At 61.2% G+C, this 25,850-nt stretch carries 25 protein-coding genes and 1 pseudogene; 13 read left to right on the plus strand and 13 right to left on the minus strand.

Annotated elements, in window-relative coordinates; all coding sequences use genetic code 11:
• Nucleotides 1–85 precede the first annotated feature (85 nt).
• Both CI807_RS05415 and cyaY read right to left on the minus strand, forming a co-directional pair.
• Complete coding sequence (locus tag CI807_RS05415) at nt 86–304, minus strand: DUF1289 domain-containing protein (protein ID WP_095013976.1); 219 nt, start codon at nt 302–304, stop codon at nt 86–88.
• Nucleotides 305–306: 2 nt separating this feature from the next.
• A complete protein-coding gene (cyaY, locus tag CI807_RS05420; RefSeq protein WP_095013977.1) occupies nt 307–654 on the minus strand; it encodes an iron donor protein CyaY in 348 nt (115 codons plus the stop codon).
• Nucleotides 655–892: 238 nt separating this feature from the next.
• Between cyaY and CI807_RS05425 the strand changes: the two genes are divergently transcribed.
• From CI807_RS05425 to CI807_RS05450, 6 genes are read left to right on the plus strand one after another with little or no spacing between them, the layout of a single operon-like run.
• Nucleotides 893–1,063 (plus strand): lipoprotein, encoded by a 171-nt coding sequence (locus tag CI807_RS05425; protein ID WP_010207449.1) that lies wholly within the window; start codon nt 893–895, stop codon nt 1,061–1,063.
• 9 nt (nt 1,064–1,072) lie between these two features.
• Nucleotides 1,073–2,320: a diaminopimelate decarboxylase gene (gene lysA, locus CI807_RS05430; protein ID WP_068935427.1), complete on the plus strand. Its 1,248-nt coding sequence runs from the start codon at nt 1,073–1,075 to the stop codon at nt 2,318–2,320.
• 3 nt (nt 2,321–2,323) lie between these two features.
• Nucleotides 2,324–3,154: a diaminopimelate epimerase gene (dapF, locus tag CI807_RS05435; RefSeq protein WP_038843551.1), complete on the plus strand. Its 831-nt coding sequence runs from the start codon at nt 2,324–2,326 to the stop codon at nt 3,152–3,154.
• A gap of 13 nt (nt 3,155–3,167) precedes the next feature.
• Nucleotides 3,168–3,884, plus strand: a complete 717-nt coding sequence (locus CI807_RS05440) for a DUF484 family protein (RefSeq protein WP_095013978.1) — start codon at nt 3,168–3,170, stop codon at nt 3,882–3,884.
• Between the two features lie 2 nt (nt 3,885–3,886).
• Nucleotides 3,887–4,786: a tyrosine recombinase XerC gene (gene xerC / locus CI807_RS05445; RefSeq protein ID WP_016975877.1), complete on the plus strand. Its 900-nt coding sequence runs from the start codon at nt 3,887–3,889 to the stop codon at nt 4,784–4,786.
• The gene (locus tag CI807_RS05450; protein WP_095013979.1) at nt 4,783–5,481 is read left to right on the plus strand and encodes an HAD family hydrolase; all 699 of its coding nucleotides are present in this window, start codon (nt 4,783–4,785) and stop codon (nt 5,479–5,481) included. The genes xerC and CI807_RS05450 overlap by 4 nt, the downstream gene beginning before the upstream one ends.
• A gap of 166 nt (nt 5,482–5,647) precedes the next feature.
• On the opposite strand, the gene sutA is transcribed toward CI807_RS05450, so the two are convergent.
• The 4 genes and pseudogenes from sutA to glnK form a co-directional block, all read right to left on the minus strand.
• Nucleotides 5,648–5,974 (minus strand): transcriptional regulator SutA, encoded by a 327-nt coding sequence (gene sutA / locus CI807_RS05455; protein WP_016975879.1) that lies wholly within the window; start codon nt 5,972–5,974, stop codon nt 5,648–5,650.
• 102 nt (nt 5,975–6,076) lie between these two features.
• Nucleotides 6,077–6,151, minus strand: a pseudogene (locus tag CI807_RS05460) (YjbQ family protein); the annotation flags it as partial.
• A 211-nt stretch (nt 6,152–6,362) separates the two neighbouring features.
• Entirely contained in the window at nt 6,363–7,700 is a 1,338-nt protein-coding gene (locus CI807_RS05465; RefSeq protein ID WP_016975881.1) for an ammonium transporter, read from the minus strand.
• A 34-nt stretch (nt 7,701–7,734) separates the two neighbouring features.
• Entirely contained in the window at nt 7,735–8,073 is a 339-nt protein-coding gene (glnK, locus tag CI807_RS05470) for a P-II family nitrogen regulator (protein WP_002555808.1), read from the minus strand.
• Nucleotides 8,074–8,495: 422 nt separating this feature from the next.
• On the opposite strand from glnK, the gene CI807_RS05475 reads away from it, so the two are divergent.
• From CI807_RS05475 to CI807_RS05485, 3 genes are all read left to right on the plus strand, one after another.
• Nucleotides 8,496–8,756 (plus strand): accessory factor UbiK family protein, encoded by a 261-nt coding sequence (locus CI807_RS05475; RefSeq protein ID WP_010207460.1) that lies wholly within the window; start codon nt 8,496–8,498, stop codon nt 8,754–8,756.
• Between the two features lie 17 nt (nt 8,757–8,773).
• A complete protein-coding gene (locus CI807_RS05480; RefSeq protein ID WP_095013980.1) occupies nt 8,774–10,054 on the plus strand; it encodes an MFS transporter in 1,281 nt (426 codons plus the stop codon).
• Nucleotides 10,055–10,148: 94 nt separating this feature from the next.
• Nucleotides 10,149–11,645 (plus strand): YifB family Mg chelatase-like AAA ATPase, encoded by a 1,497-nt coding sequence (locus CI807_RS05485; RefSeq protein WP_095013981.1) that lies wholly within the window; start codon nt 10,149–10,151, stop codon nt 11,643–11,645.
• On the opposite strand, the gene CI807_RS05490 is transcribed toward CI807_RS05485, so the two are convergent.
• Complete coding sequence (locus CI807_RS05490; RefSeq protein WP_068935988.1) at nt 11,642–12,226, minus strand: TetR/AcrR family transcriptional regulator; 585 nt, start codon at nt 12,224–12,226, stop codon at nt 11,642–11,644. The genes CI807_RS05485 and CI807_RS05490 overlap by 4 nt on opposite strands.
• Before the next feature lie 112 nt (nt 12,227–12,338).
• Between CI807_RS05490 and CI807_RS05495 the strand changes: the two genes are divergently transcribed.
• Nucleotides 12,339–13,253, plus strand: coding sequence for an ABC transporter six-transmembrane domain-containing protein (locus CI807_RS05495; protein ID WP_177409562.1), 915 nt, complete (start codon nt 12,339–12,341; stop codon nt 13,251–13,253).
• Nucleotides 13,254–13,256: 3 nt separating this feature from the next.
• On the opposite strand, the gene CI807_RS05500 is transcribed toward CI807_RS05495, so the two are convergent.
• Nucleotides 13,257–15,233, minus strand: a complete 1,977-nt coding sequence (locus CI807_RS05500) for a methyl-accepting chemotaxis protein (RefSeq protein ID WP_095013982.1) — start codon at nt 15,231–15,233, stop codon at nt 13,257–13,259.
• Nucleotides 15,234–15,410: 177 nt separating this feature from the next.
• Nucleotides 15,411–16,331 carry a LysR substrate-binding domain-containing protein gene (locus CI807_RS05505; protein ID WP_016975905.1) on the minus strand — a complete coding sequence of 307 codons (921 nt, stop codon included), beginning with the start codon at nt 16,329–16,331 and terminating at the stop codon, nt 15,411–15,413.
• A gap of 152 nt (nt 16,332–16,483) precedes the next feature.
• Here CI807_RS05505 and CI807_RS05510 point away from each other — a divergent pair, with 152 nt between their 5' ends.
• Nucleotides 16,484–17,896, plus strand: a complete 1,413-nt coding sequence (locus CI807_RS05510) for a NorM family multidrug efflux MATE transporter (protein WP_095013983.1) — start codon at nt 16,484–16,486, stop codon at nt 17,894–17,896.
• On the opposite strand, the gene CI807_RS05515 is transcribed toward CI807_RS05510, so the two are convergent.
• On the minus strand, nt 17,893–19,566 hold the full coding sequence (locus CI807_RS05515) for a bifunctional diguanylate cyclase/phosphodiesterase (protein ID WP_095013984.1): 1,674 nt from the start codon (nt 19,564–19,566) through the stop codon (nt 17,893–17,895). The two genes, CI807_RS05510 and CI807_RS05515, sit on opposite strands and share 4 nt — an antisense overlap.
• Nucleotides 19,567–19,821: 255 nt before the next feature.
• On the opposite strand from CI807_RS05515, the gene rep reads away from it, so the two are divergent.
• The gene (gene rep, locus CI807_RS05520) at nt 19,822–21,831 is read left to right on the plus strand and encodes a DNA helicase Rep (RefSeq protein ID WP_016975907.1); all 2,010 of its coding nucleotides are present in this window, start codon (nt 19,822–19,824) and stop codon (nt 21,829–21,831) included.
• A gap of 58 nt (nt 21,832–21,889) precedes the next feature.
• Complete coding sequence (locus tag CI807_RS05525; protein WP_025856334.1) at nt 21,890–22,462, plus strand: xanthine phosphoribosyltransferase; 573 nt, start codon at nt 21,890–21,892, stop codon at nt 22,460–22,462.
• A gap of 108 nt (nt 22,463–22,570) precedes the next feature.
• On the opposite strand, the gene CI807_RS05530 is transcribed toward CI807_RS05525, so the two are convergent.
• The 3 genes from CI807_RS05530 to CI807_RS05540 form a co-directional block, all read right to left on the minus strand.
• Nucleotides 22,571–24,493, minus strand: coding sequence for an acetyl-CoA hydrolase/transferase C-terminal domain-containing protein (locus CI807_RS05530; protein ID WP_095013985.1), 1,923 nt, complete (start codon nt 24,491–24,493; stop codon nt 22,571–22,573).
• Nucleotides 24,494–24,626: 133 nt separating this feature from the next.
• Nucleotides 24,627–25,040 (minus strand): cytochrome c5 family protein, encoded by a 414-nt coding sequence (locus tag CI807_RS05535; protein WP_095013986.1) that lies wholly within the window; start codon nt 25,038–25,040, stop codon nt 24,627–24,629.
• Between the two features lie 181 nt (nt 25,041–25,221).
• Nucleotides 25,222–25,770 carry a cupin domain-containing protein gene (locus CI807_RS05540; RefSeq protein WP_003176893.1) on the minus strand — a complete coding sequence of 183 codons (549 nt, stop codon included), beginning with the start codon at nt 25,768–25,770 and terminating at the stop codon, nt 25,222–25,224.
• Nucleotides 25,771–25,850 lie beyond the last annotated feature (80 nt).

The raw sequence follows: 25,850 nt of genomic DNA on the forward strand, positions 1-25,850 counted from the left end.
CAGGAAAAGGCGGGGTTCTCACGGGCCTCGATGAGTTGAGGCGTACCCGGACACTACCACAGCGTCACAAATAAACAAGACGACCTCAGGCGCGTGTCCTGCGCTGCTCGGCCTCGGCGCAGATCACCCGGCGGCGGGCATCGTCGGCAGAGCGCCATTCACGGATGTCTTCCACGTGGCGGAAGCAACCGAGGCAGACTTTTTGCTCATCCAGGCGACACAAACTGATACAAGGTGACGGCACCGCCGGGCTGATATTACTGAACAGCGGCTTCGGCGGACGGACAGGTGCAGGCTGGGTCACAGTCAGTTCTCGTCCTGCCCCAACTCATCAAAGTCCAGCGCTTCGCCGGTATATTCCTCGACCAGCCGCGCGAGCATTTCACCCAACAGCTCCTCACTTTTGTCGCACTGCCATTTGCCGCTTTCTTCGTCGTAGTCGAAGTGCACACCACCGGAGCGCGCCGCCAGCCACAGCTGACGCAACGGCTCCTGGCGGCTGAAGATCAGTTGCTGGCCGCTTTCGAACTTGACGGTCAGCACGCCGGCCGAGTTTTCCAGGTCCACGTCCAGGTCGCTGTCGTCGAAAATATCTTCCAGCGCCTGCTGGGTCGAATCCACCAGGTCGTGAAAACGGGCTTCGGTCAAACTCATTGTGGCAACCTCAAAAGTGTCTGGTTTTGCTCAAGCGCCGCACGATACGGGCGAGCCCCGCCGATTGCAAAGGATACCGATTTCAACACGATTGACGGTGTGAAAAATCCTCACGCAGCGTAGTACGCTTCCCAGCTGTGTCGGCAAACCCCCGCCGGACGGGTATTCCAGCGCATAGGCAAGCTGGCGGGTGGTCGGTATACTCGGGCGCAATTAATGCATATTCAAGGATTTCGCCATGAAGCGCCTGATCTCTTCCCTTGCTGCGCTCGTCGCGGTCGCTTGCCTCGTTAGTGCCTGTGGTCAAAAAGGCCCGCTGTACCTGCCCGATGACAGTAAAGACCCGAATGAACAGGCGCAATCGTCGCAAAAGCCTTCCAAAGCGCATAAGCACGACACCTACGAATAAGGGAATCCCATGGACGCTTTTAACTACCGGGACGGCGAGCTGTTCGCGGAAGGCGTGGCGTTGTCCGCGATTGCCCAGCGCTTTGGCACCCCGACCTATGTGTATTCCCGTGCACATATCGAAGCCCAATACCGCTCCTTCACCGACGCCCTCGACGGCGTGCCGCACTTGGTGTGCTACGCGGTCAAGGCCAACTCCAACCTCGGCGTACTGAATGTCCTGGCGCGTCTCGGCGCTGGTTTCGACATCGTGTCCCGTGGCGAGCTGGAACGCGTACTGGCCGCTGGTGGCAAGGCTGACAAGATCGTGTTCTCCGGCGTCGGCAAGACCCGCGATGACATGCGCCGTGCCCTGGAAGTTGGCGTGCATTGCTTCAACATCGAATCCACCGACGAGCTGGAACGCCTGCAGGTCGTGGCCGCCGAGATGGGCGTTCGCGCGCCGATCTCCCTGCGCGTCAACCCTGACGTCGATGCCGGCACCCACCCGTATATTTCCACCGGTCTCAAAGAGAACAAGTTCGGCATCGCCATTGCCGACGCCGAGGACGTATACATCCGCGCCGCGCAACTGCCGAACCTGGAAGTGCTGGGTGTCGACTGCCATATCGGCTCGCAACTGACCACATTGCCGCCGTTCCTGGATGCGCTCGACCGCCTGCTGGCGTTGATCGACCGTCTCGGTGAATGCGGCATCTACCTGCACCACATCGACCTCGGTGGTGGCGTGGGCGTGCGTTATCGCGACGAAGAGCCGCCGCTGATTGCCGACTATATCCAGGCGGTGCGCGAGCGCATCGAAGGCCGTGACCTGACGCTAATGTTCGAGCCTGGCCGCTATATCGTCGCCAATGCCGGCGTGCTGCTGACCCAGGTCGAGTACCTCAAGCACACGGAGCACAAGGATTTCGCCATCGTCGACGCGGCGATGAACGACCTGATCCGCCCGGCGCTGTACCAGGCCTGGATGAATGTCACCGCCGTGACGCCGCGCGCCAGCGAAGCCCGCGCCTACGACATCGTCGGTCCGATCTGCGAGACCGGCGACTTCCTGGCCAAGGACCGTCAGCTGGCCCTGGAAGAAGGCGATCTGCTGGCCGTGCATTCGGCCGGTGCCTACGGGTTTGTCATGAGTTCCAACTACAACACCCGCGGCCGTACCGCCGAGGTGCTGGTGGACGGTGATCAAGCGTTTGAAGTGCGTCGCCGCGAGACGGTAGCCGAGTTGTATGCTGGCGAAAGCCTGCTGCCGGAGTAAGCCATGCTGCTGCGTTTTACCAAGATGCACGGGCTGGGCAATGATTTCATGGTCCTCGACCTGGTCAGCCAGCACGCGCATATCCTGCCCAAGCACGCTAAACAGTGGGGCGACCGTCACACCGGCATTGGTTTCGACCAATTGCTGATCGTCGAAGCGCCTAGCAACCCGGAGGTGGATTTCCGTTATCGGATCTTCAACTCCGACGGTTCCGAAGTGGAGCAGTGCGGCAACGGTGCGCGCTGCTTCGCACGCTTTGTGTTGGACAAGCGCCTGACCGCCAAGCGGCAGATCCGCGTCGAGACCAAGAGCGGCGTGATCGAGCTGGATATCCGCAGCGACGGCCAGATCAGCGTCAACATGGGCGCGCCACGCCTGGTGCCGGCGGACATTCCGTTCCAGGCCACCGAGCAGGCCGTCAGCTATGCGCTGGACGTTGACGGCAAGACCGTCGACATCGCTGCCGTGTCCATGGGCAACCCCCATGCCGTGCTGCGGGTCAATGACATCAACAACGCCCCCGTGCATGAATTGGGGCCGAAGATCGAACACCACCCGCGCTTTCCGGCGCGGGTCAACGTGGGCTTCCTGCAGGTGATCGACCGTACCCGCGCGCAATTGCGCGTGTGGGAACGCGGCGCCGGCGAAACCCAGGCTTGCGGCACCGGTGCTTGCGCCGCTGCCGTAGCCGCGATCAGCCAGGGGTGGATGGATTCGCCGCTGTTGATCGACCTGCCCGGCGGACGCTTGTCCATCGAGTGGGCAGGCCCTGGCCACCCGGTGATGATGACCGGGCCGGCCTCGCGCGTATACGAAGGACAGGTCCGTCTATGAGTGAGCCAATCCAATGACCGATAAGCCTCAAGTACCCGCACAAGCATCCCCGAGCGAAAGTCTGGAGGCCGCTGCCGTCGCGGCGTACCTTGAGGCTAATCCGGACTTCTTCGTCGAGCACGAAGAACTGCTGCCGGGCCTGCGCATCCCCCACCAGCGCGGCGATACCGTGTCGCTGGTGGAGCGGCAGATGAAGATCCTGCGCGAGCGCAACATCGAGATGCGCCACAAGCTCTCGCACCTGATGGACGTCGCCCGCGACAACGACCGCCTGTTCGAGAAAACCCGCCGCCTGATCCTGACCCTGATGGACGCCACCAGCCTGGAAGAAACGGTGATCGCCGTGGAAGACAGCCTGCGCCAGGACTTCCAGGTGCCGTTCGTGAGCCTGATCCTGTTCAGCGACAACCCGATGCCGGTGGGTCGCTGGGTCAGCGGCAGCGACGCACAAACCGCCATCGGCGGCCTGCTATCCGAAGGCAAGACCATCAGTGGCACCTTGCGCGAGCATGAGCTGGACTTCCTGTTTGGTGCCGAACAGCGCCTGCAGATCGGTTCCACGGCGGTGGTCGCGCTCAGCCATCAAGGCCTGCACGGCGTGTTGGCCATCGCCAGCCGTGACCCTCAGCACTACAAGAGTTCAGTCGGCACCCTGTTCTTGACCTACATCGCCGAAGTACTGGGCCGCGTCCTGCCGCGCTTCACTACCGCCCTGCGCGCGGTGCGCTAGCCATGGAACGGCAACTGGACGCTTATTGCGCTCACCTGCGCAACGAGCGCCAGGTGTCGCCCCATACCCTGGAAGCCTACCGGCGGGACTTGAACAAGGTCCTGGCCTATTGCGCGAAACAACAGATCAACAGTTGGAAGGCCCTGGATATCCAGAGCCTGCGCAGCCTGATCGCACGCCTGCACCAGGCGGGTCAATCCTCGCGCAGCCTGTCGCGCCTGCTCTCGGCGGTGCGCGGGCTCTATCACTATTTGAACCGCGAAGGCTTGTGCGATCACGACCCGGCCAACGGCCTGTCACCGCCTAAGGGCGAACGGCGCCTGCCCAAGACCCTGGATACCGACCGCGCCCTGCAATTGCTGGATGGCGCCGTCGAGGATGACTTCCTGGCACATCGCGACCAGGCCATCCTTGAGCTGTTCTATTCATCGGGCCTGCGCCTGTCGGAGCTGACCGGCCTGAATCTCGACCAATTGGACCTGGCGGACGGCCTGGTGCAAGTGCTCGGCAAGGGCAGCAAGACGCGCGTCCTGCCGGTAGGCCGCAAAGCCCGGGAAGCCTTGCAACTGTGGCTGCCGCTGCGCCTGCTGACCAACCCCGCAGATGACGCGGTGTTTGTCAGCCAGCAAGGCCGACGCCTGGGGCCACGGGCGATTCAGGTGCGCGTCAAGGCCGCCGGTGAACGCGAGCTGGGCCAGAACCTGCATCCACACATGCTGCGACACTCCTTTGCCAGCCATATGCTGGAATCGTCCCAGGACCTGCGCGCGGTTCAGGAGCTGCTCGGCCACTCCGACATCAAGACCACACAGATCTACACCCATCTGGACTTCCAACACCTGGCAACGGTGTACGACAGCGCCCATCCACGGGCTAAACGAATCAAGGGCGGCGACTCATGAGTATCAAGCTGATCACCTTCGACCTGGACGACACACTCTGGGACAACGTACCCGTCATCATCAGCGCCGAAGCGTCGATGCGTGAATGGCTGGCGATCAACGCCGCCAAGGTTGGTGACTTGCCGCTGGAGCACTTCGCCAGTCTTCGCCTGCAGGTGCTGGAGCGTTATCCCGAGCTGAAACACCGGATCAGCATCCTGCGCCACCGGGTGTTGATGCATGCATTTGAAGAAGCCGGCTATCCACAGCCTGAAGCTACGGAAATGGCGGATGTGTGCTTCGAAGCGTTCATTCACGCGCGGCACCAACTTACCCCCTTCCCCGAAGCGGAGCCCATGCTCCGGGCGCTGCGCCAGCACTTCCTGCTGGGGGTGATCACCAACGGCAATGCCGACGTGCAGCGTGTGGGCCTGGCGGACTACTTCCACTTTGCCCTGCGCGCTGAAGACATCGGCATCGCCAAGCCGGATGCGCGATTGTTTCAGGAAGCCTTACAACGCGGTGGCGTGGACGCCAGCGCGGCTGTGCACATTGGCGATCATCCCGGGGATGACATTGCCGGGGCACAGCAGGCGGGGCTTCGGGCGGTGTGGTTCAACCCGACGGGTAAGGTGTGGGAAGCCGACAAGCGCCCGGATGCGGAGATTCGCAGCCTGACAGAACTGCCGCCGCTGCTCGCAAGCTGGAACACATAAACCTGTAGGAGCGAACTTGCTCGCGAAGAACGCCCAGGCACTGCATTCATTCATTCAGAATGCCCGCGTTATCGTTGACGTTTTTCGCGAGCAAGCTCGCTCCTACAGACACCCATGAAAAAGCCCGCAGCGACGGCGGGCTTTTTCTTACAAGCGGGTGCTGACCTCAGATAGGTCGGCTGCCGTACTTGTTATCCGGCTTCTTCGGTGGGTCTGCCACCACGTTGGCCTCGACTTCCTGCACTTTGCCGCCTTTAGCGAGGAACTCTTCCATCGCACGGGCCAGGGCATCACGCTCTTTGTTCTTGGCTTCAACGCTTGGCAATTCATCTACCGACACAGCAGCCTTGGCTTTGCCTTTGGCAGCCGGGGCAGGTGCATCATCGCCACCGTCGTCGTCAGCAACGTCTTCCGCCGCCGCTTCCAGACCTTCTTCGGTGTCGTCTTCGTCACCTACTTCGAGTTCGTCGTTTTCCAGATCATCGTCGCTCATGTTCTACCTCATGACTTGCGAAAAGCAGATTAGTTATAGCCCAGCTTCATCCTCTGTCGAGGCCGCCGAGGAAAAATCAACATCCACTGGATAACCAGTGGCTTATGCCCCATCACCGTGCAAAGCGACGAGGACTTTACGAGCACCGCCATGATCACGGTGCTCGCCCAGATAAATACAGTTCTGCGCCCATCGGCGCGCATTCTAGCGCGCTCTGGGAAAAAACAAAGTGTCGAATACGCCTACATGCCTGTAAGACATTCGCACGCTGAAAAGTGCCGTGTGCATCCCATCACAAACCCGGCGTAAAAACCGTTACACATTGGTATGACTGACAAACGCCAGGCAAAAAAATGCCCGGCAAGCCGGGCATCTTTTTTTCACGCTATTACAAGTTGTAGCCGCGTTCGTTGTGTTGCGCCAGGTCGAGGCCGACCGCCTCTTCCTCTTCGGTCACCCGCAGGCCCATGACCATGTCCAGCACCTTGAGGATGATGTAGGTCACGATCGCCGTGTAGATCACAGTGAAGCCAACGCCTTTGCACTGGATCCAGACTTGCGCAGCGATGTCAGTCACCGTGCCGAAGCCGCCCAGCGCAGGGGCTGCGAACACACCGGTGAGGATCGCACCCACGATACCGCCGATACCGTGCACGCCGAAGGCGTCCAGGGAGTCGTCGTAGCCCAGCTTGCGCTTGAGGCTGGTGGCGCAGAAGAAGCAGATCACACCGGCAACCAAGCCGATCACCAGGGCGCCCATCGGGCCCACGGTGCCTGCGGCTGGGGTGATTGCAACCAGGCCAGCGACCACGCCCGAGGCAATGCCCAGTGCGCTTGGCTTACCGTGGGTGATCCACTCGGCGAACATCCAGCCCAGTGCAGCAGCAGCGGTAGCGATCTGGGTGACCAGCATCGCCATGCCCGCAGTGCCGTTGGCCGCAGCCGCGGAGCCGGCGTTGAAGCCGAACCAGCCGATCCACAGCATCGCCGCGCCGATCAGGGTGTAACCCAGGTTATGCGGAGCCATCGGGGTGGTCGGGAAGCCTTTACGCTTGCCGAGCACGATGCACGCCACCAGGCCAGCCACACCGGCGTTGATATGCACCACGGTGCCGCCGGCGAAGTCCAGCACGCCCCAGTCCCACATCAGGCCACCGTTGCCGCTCCACACCATGTGCGCGATCGGCGCGTAGACCAGGGTGAACCAGATCGCCATGAAGATCAGCATCGCAGAGAACTTCATACGCTCGGCAAAGGCACCGACGATCAGCGCCGGGGTGATGATGGCGAAGGTCATCTGGAAGGTGATGAACACGGCTTCCGGGAACAATGCCGCAGGGCCGGTGATGCTGGCCGGGGTCACGCCCGCCAGGAACGCCTTGCCCATGCCGCCGAAGAAGGAGTTGAAGTTGACCACACCCTGTTCCATACCGGTGGTATCGAACGCGATGCTGTAGCCGTAGACGACCCACAGGATGCTGATCAGGCCGGTGATCGCGAAGCACTGCATCATCACCGACAGAATATTCTTGGAACGGACCATGCCGCCGTAGAACAGCGCCAGGCCAGGGATAGTCATGAACAGCACCAAAGCGGTGGCGGTCAGCATCCAGGCGGTGTCGCCGGAATTGAGGACTGGAGCAGCCACTTCGTCTGCCGCCATGGCCAGGCTTGGCATTACGATGGACAACAGGGCTCCGAGCCCTGCGAATTTACGCAGAGTCATATTGTTTTCTCCTGGGGCGTTGGGGTTTGGCGGCTTAGATTGCGTCGGTATCGGTTTCGCCGGTACGGATGCGAATAGCCTGTTCCAGATTGACCACGAAGATCTTGCCGTCACCGATCTTGCCGGTGTTGGCGGCCTTGGTTATCGCCTCGATAACCCGGTCAAGATCCTTGTCGTCAATGGCGACATCAATCTTCACCTTCGGCAGGAAATCGACCACGTATTCCGCGCCGCGATACAGCTCGGTGTGACCCTTCTGCCGACCGAAGCCTTTGACCTCAGTAACGGTAATGCCCTGCACGCCGATCTCGGACAACGACTCGCGTACATCGTCCAACTTGAACGGCTTGATGATGGCAGTGACTAGCTTCATGAAAACTCTCTCCCGAATTGGTGGACTTGCCCCAGGAAAACAAACCCGTCTCAAGTCTAAGCGCAGTGCCTGGCTTTGTAACGCGTCGTCGCCTCGGCATTTGCCTTTGCGACGCCAGCGAACCACTGGTGACGAAACCTGTACCCCTGATCCGTCGGCGCACTGCATTCGTCACAGCGACTGCATCAGTGCATGGGTCATGATCGTCTAAGCAGAAACCTTGCCAGCTCCGTAAAAATCACTGAAATCAGTCCTTTGCCCACTTATGCCCACCTGCGAGCCTCTTCGGCGGTTGCGATGCGCACAAAAACAGTGCGCCGCCGCCCGGCCCTCTGCGCGAAAAGCGTGCGCCCGCTGTCGTGAAAAAGACTATAGACGCTGCGTGATACACTGCCGGCCAACAGTTTTCCGGAATATTTCCCATGCTCGCGCCCAAAGACCTCCTCGACGCCCTGAGCGGCCACGCCTCTCGCCTGTTCAGCGGTGACACGCCGTTGCCCCGCAATGAAATCGAAAGCCAATTCAAGGCATTGCTGCAAAGTGGGTTCAGCAAACTCGACCTGGTGAGCCGGGAAGAGTTTGATAGCCAAATGGTAGTGCTGGCCCGAACGCGTGCGCGGTTGGAAAGCCTGGAGGCCAAAGTGGCCGAGCTGGAAGCGCGGTTGACGCCAGCCGGCGAATAACCGGCATCAATCGGTCCATGTGGGGCTTGCCGGCCCTCGACCGGCGCCTGCTGAAAATACAATTCAGCTTTTTGCTGGTGGTACTCGGTGGCCGCTGCAACCAACTCGCCGTGGCGTGGTGGGCCTTGCAGGAATCCGGTTCCGCCCTCGCCTTCGCCAACATGATCGCCTGCTCCATCGCGGCAGAGGTGCTGGCTCGCCCACTGTTGGGATGGCTGGGCGACAAGTACAACAAGATCCTGATCCTCAGGCTGGCCTCCCTGACCAGCGTGCTGACCGCGCTGTGGATGGTTTTTCTGTCTGCGACGCAGCTGTTCAACCCCTGGAGCGTCGGCGCCCTGATGCTGGTCAGCAGTACCGTCGCCGGTATGCGTGACCCGTTGCAGTCATCGATCATTCCCTTGTTTGCGCGTGACGATCAGGTCTCACTGGCCATGCGCACCAAAAGCATGCTCTCGTCCATTTCCAACCTGCTTGGACCAGTCATGGCCAGCGCGTTGATTTTCAGCTTCGGCACCACGCTGGCGTTTACCGTCGACTTCTTTGCGATGCTTGGCGCGGCAGTGTTGATTGCCTCGATCCCACTCCGGCTCGACGGCAGCGCCCCCGATGAGCAAACCCCGGCTGCCAGCGGCTGGCGCATGATTTACTCGGGCTTCAAGGCGGTCTATCAGGTGAAGGTCGAGTTCTACCTGGCCCTTGTGGCGATGCTCATCAACTTTGCCCTGTTTCCGTTTTTTACCATCCTGCTGCCGCTCTACGTGAAGACGGTTATCCACTTCCCGATCACTTACCTCGGCCTGCTGGATGCGTGCTTCGGCCTGGGCATCCTGGCGGGCAGCTACAAGATCACCGGTTGGTTGACCTATCGGGTGTCCCGCGACCTGTGTGTCGCTGCAGGCTTTGCGCTGTTGGGCGGCAATATGTGGCTGGCCGGCACGCTCTCATCGATAGTCGTCGTGCCCCTGGCGTTTTTCTGCGGTGGGGTGGGCCTGATGCTGATCAACATTCCGACCTCTGCGGTGAGGCTGCTGGCGACCCCCAAGCAACATCGCAACCGGATGTTCGCCACCGTGTCCTTCCTGTCCGCGGCAGCCAGCCCGTTGGGCAGTTTCGCCATGAATGGCTTGATCGCTTACCTCGGCGTCGCCCTGACCATCGCGTCGCTGGGGGCGATGGTGCTGGGGTTGTCACTGCTGGTGTTCCTGATTCCCGATTTCCGCACCTTTATGCGCACCCCAGACACTCAACTCAACAGCGCTTACCTGGATAAGTATCCCGGCGCCTTTGCACGTTGATACGTCCTGTAAAAGTCTGATTCGTTGTACTTCCGTTCCCTCGACTACCTTTGAGAAACCGCAGGAAGCGGTCTCCATTGTTCAAGGAACGAGCATGTCCCTCGCCATCGTCCACAGCCGCGCCCAGATCGGCGTCGAAGCCCCTGCCGTCACCGTCGAGGTGCATATGGCCAATGGTTTGCCGTCCCTGACGTTGGTGGGCCTGCCGGAAACGGCGGTCAAGGAAAGCAAGGACCGGGTGCGCAGCGCCATTCTCAATTCTGCGCTGCAATACCCTGCCCGCCGCATCACGCTGAACCTGGCGCCCGCCGACCTGCCCAAGGACGGCGGGCGTTTTGACCTGGCGATTGCCCTGGGAATCCTGGCGGCCAGCGTGCAGGTGCCGGCGTTGATGCTCGACGACGTGGAATGCCTGGGAGAACTGGCACTGTCCGGTGAAGTGCGGGCAGTGAAAGGCGTGTTGCCGGCGGCCTTGGCGGCACGCAAGGCCGGGCGCACCGTGATAGTGCCGCGGGCGAATGCCGAGGAGGCTTGCCTGGCGTCGGGGTTGAAAGTGATCGCGGTGGATCATTTGCTGCAGGTGGTGGCGCACCTGAATGGGCATCAGCCTATCGAGCCCTACAAATCCGACGGTTTGTTGTACCTGAACAAGCCTTACCCGGACTTGAGCGAAGTACAGGGTCAGCTCGCTGCCAAGCGCGCACTGCTGATTGCGGCGGCGGGGGCGCACAACCTGCTGTTCAGCGGCCCGCCCGGCACCGGCAAGACCTTGCTCGCCAGCCGACTCCCGGGTTTGTTGCCACCGCTGAGTGAACAGGAAGCCCTGGAAGTGGCGGCGATTCAGTCGGTCGTCAGCCTCGCGCCGCTGAGCCATTGGCCGCATCGACCGTTTCGCCAGCCGCATCACTCTGCATCGGGTCCGGCATTAGTAGGCGGAGGGTCGAAGCCGCAACCGGGAGAAATCACCCTGGCCCATCACGGCGTGCTGTTCCTGGATGAGCTACCAGAGTTCGACCGCAAAGTGTTGGAGGTGCTGCGCGAGCCACTGGAATCAGGGCACATCGTGATTTCCCGTGCCCGCGACCGCGTGAGCTTCCCGGCCCGCTTCCAACTGGTCGCCGCCATGAACCCCTGCCCTTGCGGGTACCTGGGTGAACCCAGCGGGCGTTGTCGCTGTACACCGGAGCAGATCCAGCGTTACCGCAACAAGCTATCTGGGCCCTTGTTGGACCGCATCGACTTGCACCTCACTGTGGCACGAGAAACCACCGCGTTGAATCCTGCCCGGCAGGCGGGCGATAACACGGCCGAGGCGTCGGCACGGGTCGCCCAGGCCCGCGATCGCCAACAACAACGCCAAGGCTGTGCGAATGCTTTCCTTGATCTGCCGGGGCTACGCAAGCACTGCACGCTGGCGAAGGTCGACGAATGCTGGCTGGAAAACGCCTGTGAACGGCTGACGCTTTCCCTGCGCGCAGCCCATCGGCTGCTCAAAGTGGCACGCACCCTAGCCGACCTTGAGCACGCCGATAGCATCACCCGGGCGCATCTGGCGGAAGCGTTGCAGTATCGGCCCGCGGCCGTTGGCTAGGGTGATTCGGGGAAGTCCAGCAGCAACCGCGCCACTTCCATCACTTCATCCAAGGCCGCTTCGGCCGACTCCGTGGAGGGCTTTAGCATCAGGTCGTCGGCGTAGCCCATCGCCACGGCAAAGATCTGGCGGGCAGCACGTTGTGGCGAATCACAACGCAGGACATTGGCAGCGACACCTCGCTCGATCACTTCGGCGAGCATGCCTTGCCATTGAGCATTGATTACCAGGTAAGCCTGGGCCATTTGCGGGTCTTGCATCGCTTCGTCCCAGGCATCCAGCCACAGCGCCCAGCCTGCATCGGCTGTACTCGGAAGGCAGTCACGCAAAAAACCCACGAAGGCTTCCAGAGGTGGCGCTTCTGCCAGAGGCGCACGCACTTCGTCCAACTGTTCGTTGGCAAACCGCACAAAGGCTTCGCGGCGCAGCTCTTTCCAGTCGCTGAAGTAGTGATAGACGTGGCTACGGGACAGCCCGGCATGTTCGGCCAGGTCGCGGGTGGACACATCGGCAAACCCCTTGCTGCGAAACAGCTCCAAGGCGGCGGCGATGATCTGGTCTTTGCGGTCGATACGCGACATAGGCAATTCCTTTCGGCGCCAGCAGATAAGCGGCGCTTGCTTTTTGAGCGATCGCTCAAGGATACTTGAGCAGTCGCTCAATAATAGCGTCTATCATCCCTTTGGTGCACCCATGACATCCGTCACCCCTCAAATCCTGATCGAAGAAAGCAAGAAAATCGGCCAGCAATCCGCCGGCCAGACCCTCAAGGCGATCGCCAAAGCCTATCCCGGCAAGCTGTTCAGCACGCTGTCATTGGTCGCACTGGAAAATGCCCTGCTGCTGGCATACCCGTTGTTTGCCGGGTTTGCGGTGGATGCAATCATCCGTGGCGATGCCAGCAACGCGCTGTTCTATGCCGCCGTGGTCCTAGCGTTCTGGGTCGTCGGTGCGGCACGCCGGGCGCTGGATACACGGACTTTTACCCGAATCTACGCGGACCTGGCGGTGCCGGTGATTCTGAACCAGCGCCTACAGAACCACAGCACCTCCAAGTCAGCGGCACGGGTGGTGCTCGCACGGGAATTCGTCGACTTCTTTGAGAAGCACGTGCCGATCATCGCCACGGCGCTGGTATCGATTATTGGCGCGGCGGTGATGCTGATCGTGATCGAGCCCTGGGTCGGCCTCGCGTGCCTGGGCGCACTGCTGCTGTGCATCACGCTGTTGCCGCGCTTTGCCCAACGTAACCAAGCGCTCCATGAGCGCCTGAACAACCGTTTGGAAAAGGAAATCGGCCTGGTGGAAAAAGTCGGTGCGCCGACCTTGCGCCGCCACTATCAGGTGCTGTCGCGCCTGCGAATCTGGCTGTCAGACCGCGAGGCCGCTGCGTACCTGTTTCTCGGTACGCTGGCCGCCTTGCTCTTTGTGGTCGCCATCAGCCAGTTGGCCTTGTCCCCCGCCGTCAAGGCCGGCCATGTGTACGCGGTCATGACTTACCTGTGGACCTTCGTCACCAGCATGGACGAAGCCCCAGGCATGGTCGACCAACTGGCGCGCCTCAAGGACATCGGCAAGCGCGTGGACCCAGGGCTGGGCGACCGCTAGGTCTCAACGAAACCGATCCACCTCATGCCGCAAGCCTGCCGCCAGTGTCTCCAGTTCCTTGGCGGTGATCGCCAGGTTCGACACCACTTCGCGCTGCTCGCTGTTGGCCAGCGCGATGCTTTGCAGGTTGCTGCTGAGCAAGGTCGCGGTGCTGCTCTGCTCTTGGGTGGCGGTGGTGATCGCCGCGAACTGCTGACCGGCCGAGCGGCTTTGCTCGTCGATACGCGCCAGGGCCGACGCCACGTCGGCGTTACGCGACAGGCCTTCCTGCATCAACACATTGCCGCGCTCCATGGTGCTGATGGCGTTGCCGGTTTCCTGCTGGATACTCTGGATCATCCCGGAGATCTCGTCAGTGGCCTCTCGAGTACGCGACGCCAGGTTGCGCACCTCGTCGGCGACCACGGCAAAGCCACGGCCTTGCTCACCCGCGCGTGCAGCCTCGATGGCGGCGTTGAGTGCCAGCAGGTTGGTTTGCTCGGCAATCGAAGTGATCACGCCGACGATCCCGCCGATTTCCTGGGAGCGCTGGCCGAGGGTGTTGATCACCGTGGCTGTACTGTTCAGGGCGGTTGCGATGTGTTCCAGGGACGAAGACGCCTCTTGCATCGAGTTGCGACCGATACGGGTTTGCTGGGCGTTTTCCTGGGCGAGACGTTCGGTGCTGCCCATGTTGTCGGCGATGTTCAGCGAGGTGGCGCTGAACTCTTCTACCGCGCCGGCCATGCTGGTGATCTCGCCGGACTGCTGCTCCATGCCTTCATACGCGCCACCGGACAACCCGGACAACGCCTGGGCGCGGCTGTTGACCTCTTCGGCCGCCTTGCGGATATGCGAGACCATGGTCGACAGCGCTTCACCCATCTGGTTGAAGCTGCGCGCCAGTTGGCCGATTTCGTCATGGCTGGACACATTCAGGCGTGCGCTCAAGTCGCCCGCACCCAGGGCTTCGGCCTGGCGCACCAGGTCGCCCAATGGCGCTAATTTGCTACGCAGCAGCCACACCGTTGCGCCGACCGCCAGCAACATGGCCAGGACGCTGCCGATCACCAGGCGGATGCCGACGTCCCAGGTCACCGAGCGAATCTCGGCCTTGGGCATGCTCGCAACCACCGCCCACGGCCCGCCATCGAAGGGCACCGAGACGCTGTAGAAATCTTCGTTCTTGTCCGCCCAGAAGCGGCCCGCACCTGGCATTTTGGCCAGGTCCAGCATCACTGGGATCGCCTGGTCCAGCGCCTGCACGCCCGCCGGCGGCACCAGCCAGCGCTTCTGCTCGTCCAGCAACGCCAGGGAACCGGTCTGGCCGATACGGAAGCGCTTGAGGTTATCGAACTGGGCATTCTGCGCATCGGTGTAGTCAAACCCGATGAACAGCACGGCGATGAGCTGGCCGCTGCTGTCACGCACCGGACTGTACTGGGTCATGTAGGAGCGGTCGAACAATACTGCACGGCCGATGTAGGTCTGGCCGCTGAGCACGCGTTGATAGGCCGGGCCCTGACGATCCAGCACCGTACCGATGGCACGGTTGCCGTCCTGCTTGGTCAACGAGGTGCTGATGCGGATGAAGTCTTCGCCGCTGCGCACAAACACCGTGGCCACGCCGCCGGACATCTGCTTGAACTCATCCACTTCATCGAAGTTGTTGTTCAACACTTCACTGCCCAGGTACAGGCTAGGGGTCTGTACCCCAGCCACAGTCACCGGCTGGTCTGCATGCACACTCAAGCCCGCGCCGAAGCGCTTTTCAAACAGCCCGCTCAAACGCTGGGTGCTTTCGCGCAAGGTGCTGTGGAAGGTATTGAGTTGGTCGGCGAGCAAGCGCGCCTCACTGGCCAGGTGTTCCTCACGGGTCGCGAGGTTGGCGGAGTCGAGAGAACGCAAGGCAAACACCGTACTGCCGCTGATGACGACAGCCAGAATCACGGCTAACGCGAGGCCTAACTGGGAGGCAATCCGAGCACGAGGTTGAGACATGACAGCTCCTGGCCGAGGCCAGGATCATCCTGATCTCATAGCGCTGCTCGGCAAATTATCTAGTGGGAAGCGTTGGTGCACGATGGTTCCAACACACCTACTTCGGCGGGCCGAGGCAATACTTGAGCGAATCACAGGGGTATCGCGCAAACGATTGCACGAACGGTCTGTCGCCGCTCAGTCGAGACGTTCGACCTGGGGCAATTCCATGGCCTTGACCTCTGCCTGCAGAAACTCCGCCAAACGCCGTAATCGCTCGCCGCCGGGGCGGGTTTTCGGCCACACCAGGTAATAATTTTCGCGACTGGCGACCGCCGTCGGCCAGGGCAGGCTCAGCCGCCCCTGGGCCACATCTTCGGCCACCATCAGCAAGTCGCCCATGGAGACGCCGTAACCTCGCGCGGCGGCGATCATGCCCAGTTCGAGGGTGTCGAACACCTGTCCGCCCTTGAGCGATACCTGGGATGACAAGCCCATGCGCTCCAGCCAGTTGCGCCAGTCACGACGGTCAGGCGTGGGGTGCAGCAACTCGGCGGTGGCCAGGCGCGCGGCATCCCAGGGCCCATCCTCCAGCAGATTTGGCGCACCGACCGGAATCAGCAATTCCGGGAACAGATAACTGGCCTCCCAATCCGCCGGAAAATGCCCGTAGCTCAGCAGCACCGCACAGTCGAACGGCTCCTGGTTGAAGTCCACCTCGTCCACGCTCATCCACGCGCTGGTCAGTTGCACTTCGTTGCCTGGCTGCAACGCCCGGAAGCGGCTGAGCCGCGCCAACAGCCAACGCATGGTCAGGGTGGACGGCGCCTTCATGCGCAGGATGTCGTCTTCGGCATTCAAGGTATGGCAGGCCCGCTCCAGCGCGGCGAAACCCTCGCGCACGCCGGGCAATAGCAGGCGCGCCGCTTCGGTGAGCTGCAAAGTGCGACCACTGCGCTGGAACAGGCGGCAGGCGAAGTGCTCTTCCAACGTGCGGATATGTCGGCTCACCGCACTTTGCGTAATCGACAACTCCTCCGCCGCGCGGGTGAAGGAGTTGTGCCGGGAAGCGGCCTCAAAGGCCCGCAAAGCGTAAAGAGGAGGAAGACGACGAGACATTGGGAAGGCTCCGACAGCGCAATGCGCAAACCCTACCAGAATCGAACCGGCATGAGTTTTAATCATGTGAACGATCGCATTTATCCCTTTGTGCAATCAGCTGAGAGCGCCGAGAATCAACCCTTCCCCAATCCTCCGATTTCTCGAGTGTGATGATCATGCAACATCCAGCACGTACCGAACTCTGGGCCATTCTGCGGCTGTCAGGGCCGTTGATTGCCTCACAGTTGGCGCACATGCTGATGGTGCTGACCGACACCCTGATGATGGCGCGCCTGAGCCCCGAAGCCCTGGCCGGTGGCGGCCTGGGCGCGGCAAGCTATTCGTTCGTGTCGATCTTCTGCATCGGCGTGATTGCCGCCGTGGGCACGCTTGTCGCCATCCGTCACGGCGCCGGTGATATCGAAGGCGCCACCCGCCTGACCCAGGCCGGGCTGTGGCTCGCCTGGCTGATGGCCTTGGCGGCCGGCTTGCTGCTGTGGAACCTCAAGCCGCTGCTGCTGATGTTCGGCCAGACGGAAACCAACGTGCAGTCGGCCGGGCAATTCCTGACGATCCTGCCGTTCGCGCTGCCCGGTTACCTGAGCTTCATGGCCTTGCGCGGCTTTACCAGCGCCATCGGCAAAGCCACTCCGGTGATGGTCATCAGCCTCGGCGGCACAGTACTGAATTATCTGCTCAACCACGCACTGATCGAGGGCATGTTCGGCCTGCCCAAGCTCGGCCTGATGGGCATCGGCTTGGTCACCGCCATCGTCGCGAACGGCATGGCACTGGCGCTGATGTGGTACATCCGCAGCAACCGCGCCTATGCCGCCTACCCACTGGCCCCCGGCCTGATGCGCCTCAATACCCAGTACCTGCGCGAGTTGTGGCGCCTGGGCCTGCCGATTGGCGGCACCTACGCGGTGGAAGTCGGGCTGTTTGCGTTCGCGGCGCTGTGCATGGGCACCATGGGCAGCACGCAGTTGGCGGCGCACCAGATCGCGTTGCAGATTGTGTCGGTGGCGTTCATGGTGCCGGCGGGGATGTCCTACGCGGTGACCATGCGCATCGGCCAGCATTACGGCGCCGGGCAGTTGCTGCAGGCGCGCCTGGCCGGGCGTGTCGGCATAGGATTTGGTGCAGCGGTGATGTTGGGATTTGCCGCCGTGCTGTGGCTTTATTCCGACCCGTTGATCGGACTGCTCATTGACCATAACGACCCGGCGTTCCACGACGTGATCGTCCTGGCCGTCAGCCTGCTGGCCGTGGCGGCGTGGTTCGAGTTGTTCGACGGCGTGCAAACCATCGCCATGGGCTGCATTCGCGGACTCAAGGACGCCAAGACCACCTTCCTGATCGGGGCGGGCTGCTATTGGCTGATTGGGGCACCGTCGGCCTGGCTGATGGCCTTCACCCTAGGCTGGGGGCCGACCGGCGTATGGTGGGGCTTGGCCCTGGGCCTGGCGTGCGCCGCAGTCAGCCTGACCTGGGCGTTTGAAGCGAAGATGAAGCGGATGATTCGGCAGGAAGGCGCCGAGCCCGCAACCCGTGGTGGGTTCCAGGCTGCACAGCCAGATTAAAGGCCCTCGCCCACGCGGGCTTGCTGGCCATTGCCGAAGGTCAGGTATTCCACCAACTCCGGCAACGGCAGCGGCTTGCTGATCAGGTATCCCTGGGCCTGGTCGCAGCCAAACAACCTCAACAACGCCAACTGCTCCGGCGTTTCCACGCCTTCGGCAACCACTTCCAGATTGAGGTTGTGCGCCAGGTTGATCATGGCGTGCACCAGCTTGCGGTTCTCTTCGCGCTCTTCCATGCCACCAACGAAGCTTTTGTCGATCTTCAACAAGGCGATCGGCAGGCTGTTGAGGTGCACGAACGACGAAAAGCCGGTGCCAAAGTCATCCAGGGAAAACCGCACACCCAGGCGGCCGAGGGCGTCCATGGTCTGCTTGACCAGGTCGCTGCGGCGCATCACGGCGGTTTCGGTGAGTTCAAACTCCAGCCACTGCGCCTCCACGCCCCGCTCGGCAATCAGCCGACTGAGGGTGGAGAGCAACTGGCTGTCCTGGAACTGGCGGAACGACAGGTTGACCGCCATGTGCAGCGGCGGCAGGCCGCGTTCGCGCAGGTCCTGCATGTCGCGCAGGGCGCGGGAGATCACCCAGTAACCCAACGGCACGATCAGGCCGCTTTGCTCGGCCAGGGGCACGAACTCACTCGGCGGCAACAGGCCGCGCTCGCCATGCCGCCAGCGCACCAGGGCTTCAAGGCCGACGATATGCCCGTCGTCCAGGTCCAGGCGCGGCTGGTAATGCAGCTCCAGTTCATCACGACGCAGGGCACGGCGCAGCTCACTTTCCAGGTCGGCCAGGCTGCGTGCGTTGCGGTTGATGCGTTCGTTGAAAATATGAAAGGTGCAGCCCTGGGTGCTCTTCGCCTGCTGCATGGCGATATGCGCGTGCCACATCAGCGGGTCGGCGCCAGCACGTGCGCGGGCATGGGCCACGCCCAGGCTGCAGCCGATCAGCAGGCTTTCGCCATCCACCCAGTAGGGTTCGGCCATGACTTCGGTGATGCGCTCGGCCATCCACTCGGCACGCTGAGGTGCGCGACGGGTGTCGATCAATAGCGCGAATTCGTCGCTGCCCAGGCGCGCCAATTGGTCCCCGACCTCAAGCTGGCTCTTGAGCCGCGAGACCACTTGCAGGATCAGCCGGTCGCCGGCCTGGTGGCCGAGGGCATCGTTGGCGTGACGAAAATTGTCGAGGTCCAAATGGCCGAGGGCCAGGCCACGGCCTTCATTCTCGGCCAGGCGCGCGGTCAGCAGGGTCTGGAAGCCCTGGCGGTTGGCGATCCCGGTGAGCGGGTCCTGTTCGGCCAGGCGTTGCAGGGTGTTTTCCAATACACCGCGCTCGCGGACGTGGCGCAGGCAGCGGCGCACTGTATCGGCATCCAATACATCCCGTACCAGCCAATCGCTGACGCCAAGCGGCGAGACCAACGGTTCCTGCTCCAGCAGCAATACACACGGCAGGCTGCAGCGGCCAGGGCCGGGTTGCAGGCTGGGCGTGGTCAACAGCACGGCGCTGTGGTCGTCATCGAACAGACGGCTCACGGACTCCCAATTTGGCGCGCTGATCAGCACAGCCCCATCGCCCATCGGCGCCAGGCACTCGCGCAACAACGCTGCCCACGCCGGCTCATCGGCCAGCAGCAGCAAACGCAAGGGTTCGACAGGCGTAGACAAGCTAGCTCCCTAGACTCTGCAAAATTTCGTGGCGGCGGGCATTATGACGTGCGGCCAGATAATCACCAATGATAGGGGTTATCAAACACGCGAACTGTAAACATTAGTCGCAAATAACCCCGACATCCTGCGGCAAAGTATCAAAACCGGCAAATTTAGATCGAGTGGTACGTCACACTGTCGTTCTGACAGAGCAGAATCCTGCGAGCCTGTTAAAATGCCCGCCCTTTTGAACAACGACTCCTGAAATTCTGTATGTCCCGACTCAATCCCCGGCAGCAAGAAGCCGTGAACTACGTCGGCGGCCCTCTATTGGTGCTCGCCGGTGCAGGCTCCGGCAAGACCAGCGTGATCACCCGCAAGATCGCGCACCTGATCCAGCAGTGCGGCATCCGCGCCCAGTACATCGTCGCCATGACGTTTACCAACAAGGCGGCGCGGGAAATGAAGGAGCGCGTCGGTACCCTGCTCAAGGGTGGCGAAGGCCGCGGCCTCACCGTGTGCACCTTCCACAACCTGGGCCTGAACATCATCCGCAAGGAGCATGTACGCCTTGGCTATAAGCCCGGCTTCTCGATCTTCGACGAAACCGACGTGAAGTCGCTGATGACCGACATCATGCAAAAGGAATACGCAGGCGACGACGGCGTGGACGAGATCAAGAACATGATCGGCGCCTGGAAAAACGACCTGATCCTGCCCGCCCAAGCCCTGGAAAACGCACGCAATCCCAAGGAGCAGACCGCCGCCATCGTCTACACCCACTACCAACGCACGCTCAAGGCGTTCAACGCGGTGGACTTCGACGACCTGATCCTGCTGCCGGTGAAGCTGTTCGAAGAACACGCCGACATCCTCGAAAAATGGCAGAACAAGGTGCGCTACCTGCTGGTAGACGAATACCAGGACACCAACGCCAGCCAATACCTGCTGGTGAAAATGCTGATCGGCAAGCGCAACCAGTTCACCGTGGTCGGCGACGATGACCAGTCGATCTACGCCTGGCGCGGTGCCCGCCCGGAAAACCTGATGCTGCTCAAGGACGATTACCCGTCCCTGAAAGTGGTGATGCTGGAGCAGAACTACCGCTCCACCAGCCGCATCCTGCGCTGCGCCAACGTGCTGATCTCGAACAACCCCCACGAGTTTGAAAAACAACTGTGGAGTGAGATGGGCCACGGCGACGAGATCCGCGTGATCCGCTGCCGCAACGAAGACGCCGAAGCCGAGCGCGTGGCCGTGGAGATCCTCAGCCTGCACTTGCGCACCGACCGCCCCTACAGCGATTTTGCGATCCTGTACCGCGGCAACTACCAGGCCAAGTTGATCGAGCTGAAGTTACAGCATCACCAGGTGCCGTATCGCCTGTCGGGCGGCAACAGCTTTTTCGGACGCCAGGAAGTGAAAGACCTGATGGCCTACTTCCGCCTGATCGTAAACCCGGACGACGACAACGCCTTCCTGCGCGTGATCAACGTGCCGCGCCGCGAGATCGGCTCTACCACCCTGGAAAAACTCGGTAACTACGCCACCGAACGCAAGATCTCGATGTACGCCGCCACCGACGAAATCGGCTTGGGCGAACACCTGGACTCGCGCTTCACCGATCGCCTGTCGCGCTTCAAACGCTTCATGGACAAGGTGCGCGAGCAGTGCGCCGGCGAAGACCCGATCAGCGCCCTGCGCAGCATGGTCATGGACATCGACTACGAAAACTGGCTGCGCACCAACAGTTCCAGCGACAAGGCGGCGGACTACCGCATGAGCAACGTCTGGTTCCTGATCGAAGCACTGAAGAACACCCTGGAAAAAGACGAAGACGGCGAAATGACCGTCGAAGACGCCATCGGCAAGCTGGTGCTGCGCGACATGCTCGAGCGCCAGCAGGAAGAGGAAGACGGCGCCGAAGGCGTGCAGATGATGACCTTGCATGCGTCCAAGGGCCTGGAATTCCCCTACGTGTTCATCATGGGCATGGAAGAGGAAATCCTCCCGCACCGCTCCAGCATCGAAGCCGACACCATCGAAGAAGAACGCCGCCTGGCCTACGTGGGAATTACCCGCGCGCGTCAGACGCTGGCCTTCACCTTTGCCGCCAAGCGCAAGCAATACGGCGAAATCATCGATTGTGCCCCCAGCCGGTTCCTGGATGAACTGCCGCCGGACGACCTGGCCTGGGAAGGCAATGACGACACCCCGACCGAGGTGAAGGCCGTTCGCGGCAACACCGCCTTGGCGGATATACGCGCGATGTTAAAGCGCTAGAATCGACTACTTTTTAATCTACTTTCGGCGCGCACCGCGCCATTAGAGGAAGCTTTCCGTGGAAGCACTGCACAAGAAAATTCGCGAAGAAGGCATCGTGCTTTCCGATCAGGTACTCAAGGTCGACGCCTTTCTGAACCACCAGATCGACCCGGCACTGATGAAACTGATCGGCGACGAATTCGCCGCACTGTTCAAGGATTCGGGCATCACCAAGATCGTCACCATCGAAGCCTCCGGCATCGCCCCAGCGATCATGACCGGCCTGAACCTGGGCGTACCGGTGATCTTTGCACGCAAGCAGCAATCCCTGACCCTCACGGAAAACCTGCTGTCGGCGACGGTGTATTCCTTCACCAAGAAGGTCGAAAGCACCGTGGCGATCTCCCCGCGTCACCTGACCAGCAGCGACCGCGTGCTGGTGATCGATGACTTCCTGGCCAATGGCAAGGCGTCCCAGGCGCTGATCTCGATCATCAAGCAGGCTGGCGCGACCGTCGCCGGTTTGGGGATTGTGATTGAGAAGTCATTCCAGGGTGGCCGTGCAGAGTTGGACGCGCAGGGTTATCGGGTTGAGTCGCTGGCGCGGGTGAAGTCGTTGGAAGGCGGCGTAGTGACCTTCATCGAATAATCAACGCCGCGCCCGTAGGAGCGAGCTTGCTCGCGAAAAACGCCCAGACGACGCGTTCATCCAGAATGCCCGCATCATCGTTGACGTCCTTCGCGAGCAAGCGCGCTCCTACAATGCAGAGGCTTGAAGTCCTGCGAGCAAAAGCCGCTGATACAGATCCTCTTTCAGCCCCTCCGGCTTATCCAACCGCATCCGCTCCAGATGCTTGGGAAACGCCTCCGGCTCCGGCGCATCCAACGCCGCCTTGCCCAGCTCCAGCATCTCCGTCAGCTTGAATTTGCTCTTGAGCCAGTTCAACGCCCGCAACAAATCGCGCTCTTCCTCCGTGAAATCGCTGCCCAGCGGATACTCCGGGAACAGCCGGCGATGCCGCGCTTGAATACCTTGCAGCCGCTCCGGCGTGTTGTCGGCAAAACGCGGATCCAACCGGAAATCCTTCGGCAACTTGCCGGCCTTCTGTGCCTGTTCGATCAAATCGTCCTGGAAGCGTGAGTCGGTGATATTGAGCAACGCCTCGATCACCTTGGCATCTGTCTGCCCGCGCAAATCAGCAATGCCGTACTCGGTAATGACGATATCCCGCAGATGTCGAGGAATCGTGCAGTGGCCATAATCCCAGACGATATTGGAACTCACCTCACCCGCCGACTCGCGCCAGCTGCGCAGGATCAGGATCGAACGCGCACCTTCCAGCGCATGCCCTTGGGCAACAAAGTTGTACTGCCCGCCCACGCCGCTGAGCACGCGACCGTCCTCCAACTGATCGGCCACGCCCGCGCCGAGCAACGTCACCATGATCGCGCTGTTGATAAACCGCGCATCCAGGCGTTGCAGGCGCTTGAGTTCTTCCTGGCCGTACAGTTCGTTGATGTAGCTGATGCGGGTCATGTTGAATTCGAGGCGTTTGGCGTGGGTCATTTCCTGCAGGCGCTGATAGAAACTTCTCGGGCCGAGGAAAAAACCACCGTGGATCGAAATGCCATCCGGCTGTGCGGCGTCATCCAGTAAGCCGGCATTGGCCTGTTCCTGTGTCGCCACGTCGGGGTAGACCTTGCGGCGGATAATCCCTGCGTCCGCCAGCACCAGCAGGCCGTTGACGAACATTTCGCTGCAACCGTAAAGGCCACGGGCGAAGGGGTCGACGCCGCCTTCGTGACTAATCAGCGGCGCCCACTGGTAAACGTCCAAGTCCGTCAGCAGCAATCGGTAGCCCTCGTTATCCGCCTGGCGTGCCAGCAGTGCGGCGGTCAGCGCGTCGCCCATGGAGCCGATGCCGATCTGTAAGGTGCCGCCATCGCGCACCAGGGTGCTGGCATGCAGGCCGATAAAGTGGTCCTGGAAACCGACGGGCATGTTCGGCGTGGAGAACAGCGTGGTGCTGTCTTTTTCATCGATCAGGTAATCGAAGGCGTCCATACCCAGTTCGGCATCGCCGGGCATGTAGGGCAAGTCGCTGTGGACCTGGCCGACGATCAGCACAGTTTCACCGGCATCGCGGCGTTTGGCGATCATTGGCAGCAGGTCGAGGGTGATATCCGGGTTGCAGCTCAGGCTCAGGCGATCCGGATGCTCACTGCTGCTGGCGACCAATTGCGCCACCAGGTTCAAGCCCGCTGCGTTGATATCGCGGGCGGCGTGGCTGTAGTTGCTGCTCACGTAGTCCTGCTGCGCCGACTCGCTGTGCAGCAAGCTGCCAGGCTGCATGAAGAACTGCTGCACATGGATATTTTTCGGAAGGCTGTCTTTGTGCAGGTCGGCCAGGAAATCCAGCTCGGGATAATCGCCAAACACCCGCTCGATAAAGGGTTCGAGAAAGCGCTTCTGCAAACCATCGCCCATCGTCGGCCGGCCCAGGCTCAGCGCGGTGTAGATCGTCAGTGCCCGCTGCGGCAACTTGGCGACGCGCCGGTACAGCGCGTTGGCAAACAGGTTCGGCTTGCCCAAGCCCAACGGCATGCCCATGTGGATATGCGCCGGCAACCGCTCCAGCACATCGTCAACTGCTTGCTCGATTGAACACAACTGCACCATCCGACCCTCCTGAACATTCCATGATTAGGGGTTGGACCGAGCTTGCCGGGTCTTTGCTGCAAAGAACAGCGCTGAAACATAAATCACAGATACAAAAAAGCCGCTCGTAAGCGGCTTTTTGACGAAGATCGGTTTATTTCAACCCGGACATCTTCTCGATCGCACCCTTGAGGTCATCATCCGAGCAATCGGCGCAGGTGCCTTTGGGTGGCATGGCGTTGATACCGGTGATTGCCTTGGCCAGGATGCCATCCAGGCCGCCCTGATGGTCGGCGCGTTCTTTCCAGGCGGCGGTATCGCCGATTTTCGGCGCGCCCAACAGGCCGGTGCCGTGGCAAGCGTTGCAATGCTTGGCGATGATGTCATCCGGCGTCTTCGCAGCGCCACCGCCTGCGGCAACCGCCACTTCCATGCCCTTGCACTCCTGGCCCTGGACACACACCTGGCCGACAGGCTCCAGGCGCTTGGCAATGTCATCATTGGTCGCAGCTTGAGCGCTGACAGCCCATAGGGCCAGTACGGTTGCTGGTGCAGCCAGCATTTTCATAATTAGGTTCACGCGTTCACCCTCAATGGTGGCTATTCACGCCTGCGGCCACGGTTTCGCAGGCGGCGAAAGTATAACGGTTAGCCCGCCCGGCCGAAACAACCCTATTAAATAAAGGGAGATTCGGCTTCACGGATACAGCTACGGGAGTCTCTGCAACGCTGGCAGGACGCCTCTTTTCTTAAAAGTTCGCGGGTGTGGCTGCGCTGATTAGTCGCGCCGGCACGTCGAACGGATTGCGAAAACGATGAGGCTTGGTGCTTTCAAAGTAGTAGCTATCGCCCGCTTCGAGCACAAAAGTTTCAAGACCGACCACCAACTCCAGGCGACCTTCCACCAGAATCCCGGTTTCTTCGCCTTCGTGGGTGAGCATTTCTTCGCCCGTGTCGGCGCCCGGTGGGTAGATTTCGTTGAGAAATGCAATCGCCCGGCTGGGGTGCGCCCGGCCTACCAGTTTCATGGTGACGGCGCCGTCAGAGATGTCGATCAGCTCATTGGCTTTATAGACGATCTGCGTCGGTATTTCCTGGAGGATCTCCTCGGAAAAGAACTCGACCATGGACATGGGGATGCCGCCCAGCACCTTGCGCAAGGAGCTGATCGAGGGGCTGACGCTGTTTTTTTCGATCATCGAAATGGTGCTGTTGGTGACACCCGCGCGCTTGGCGAGCTCGCGCTGGGAAAGACCCTTCAGTTTACGGATGGATTGCAGTCGTTCGCCGACGTCCAATGCAGGAGCCTCCTAGGATTCAGGCTTTGTTGTAATTGAGCGTTATCATGGCGACAGCGTTCAGTATTTACAACACTTGG

This window comes from Pseudomonas sp. NS1(2017) (assembly GCF_002269425.1).
Classification (GTDB): domain Bacteria; phylum Pseudomonadota; class Gammaproteobacteria; order Pseudomonadales; family Pseudomonadaceae; genus Aquipseudomonas; species Aquipseudomonas reactans.

Coding starts and splice junctions, on each gene's coding strand:
- lysA (WP_068935427.1), top strand. CDS start 1,073: ATGGACGCTTTTAACTACCGGGACGGCGAGCTGTTCGCGGAAGGCGTG.
- CI807_RS05480 (WP_095013980.1), top strand. CDS start 8,774: ATGTGGGGCTTGCCGGCCCTCGACCGGCGCCTGCTGAAAATACAATTC.
- CI807_RS05485 (WP_095013981.1), top strand. CDS start 10,149: ATGTCCCTCGCCATCGTCCACAGCCGCGCCCAGATCGGCGTCGAAGCC.
- CI807_RS05535 (WP_095013986.1), bottom strand. CDS start 25,040: ATGAAAATGCTGGCTGCACCAGCAACCGTACTGGCCCTATGGGCTGTC.
- CI807_RS05425 (WP_010207449.1), top strand. CDS start 893: ATGAAGCGCCTGATCTCTTCCCTTGCTGCGCTCGTCGCGGTCGCTTGC.
- CI807_RS05510 (WP_095013983.1), top strand. CDS start 16,484: ATGATCATGCAACATCCAGCACGTACCGAACTCTGGGCCATTCTGCGG.
- CI807_RS05505 (WP_016975905.1), bottom strand. CDS start 16,331: ATGTCTCGTCGTCTTCCTCCTCTTTACGCTTTGCGGGCCTTTGAGGCC.
- glnK (WP_002555808.1), bottom strand. CDS start 8,073: ATGAAGCTAGTCACTGCCATCATCAAGCCGTTCAAGTTGGACGATGTA.
- CI807_RS05450 (WP_095013979.1), top strand. CDS start 4,783: ATGAGTATCAAGCTGATCACCTTCGACCTGGACGACACACTCTGGGAC.
- CI807_RS05500 (WP_095013982.1), bottom strand. CDS start 15,233: ATGTCTCAACCTCGTGCTCGGATTGCCTCCCAGTTAGGCCTCGCGTTA.
- CI807_RS05495 (WP_177409562.1), top strand. CDS start 12,339: ATGACATCCGTCACCCCTCAAATCCTGATCGAAGAAAGCAAGAAAATC.
- CI807_RS05475 (WP_010207460.1), top strand. CDS start 8,496: ATGCTCGCGCCCAAAGACCTCCTCGACGCCCTGAGCGGCCACGCCTCT.
- rep (WP_016975907.1), top strand. CDS start 19,822: ATGTCCCGACTCAATCCCCGGCAGCAAGAAGCCGTGAACTACGTCGGC.
- CI807_RS05465 (WP_016975881.1), bottom strand. CDS start 7,700: ATGACTCTGCGTAAATTCGCAGGGCTCGGAGCCCTGTTGTCCATCGTA.
- CI807_RS05440 (WP_095013978.1), top strand. CDS start 3,168: ATGACCGATAAGCCTCAAGTACCCGCACAAGCATCCCCGAGCGAAAGT.
- dapF (WP_038843551.1), top strand. CDS start 2,324: ATGCTGCTGCGTTTTACCAAGATGCACGGGCTGGGCAATGATTTCATG.
- sutA (WP_016975879.1), bottom strand. CDS start 5,974: ATGAGCGACGATGATCTGGAAAACGACGAACTCGAAGTAGGTGACGAA.
- xerC (WP_016975877.1), top strand. CDS start 3,887: ATGGAACGGCAACTGGACGCTTATTGCGCTCACCTGCGCAACGAGCGC.
- CI807_RS05530 (WP_095013985.1), bottom strand. CDS start 24,493: ATGGTGCAGTTGTGTTCAATCGAGCAAGCAGTTGACGATGTGCTGGAG.
- CI807_RS05490 (WP_068935988.1), bottom strand. CDS start 12,226: ATGTCGCGTATCGACCGCAAAGACCAGATCATCGCCGCCGCCTTGGAG.
- cyaY (WP_095013977.1), bottom strand. CDS start 654: ATGAGTTTGACCGAAGCCCGTTTTCACGACCTGGTGGATTCGACCCAG.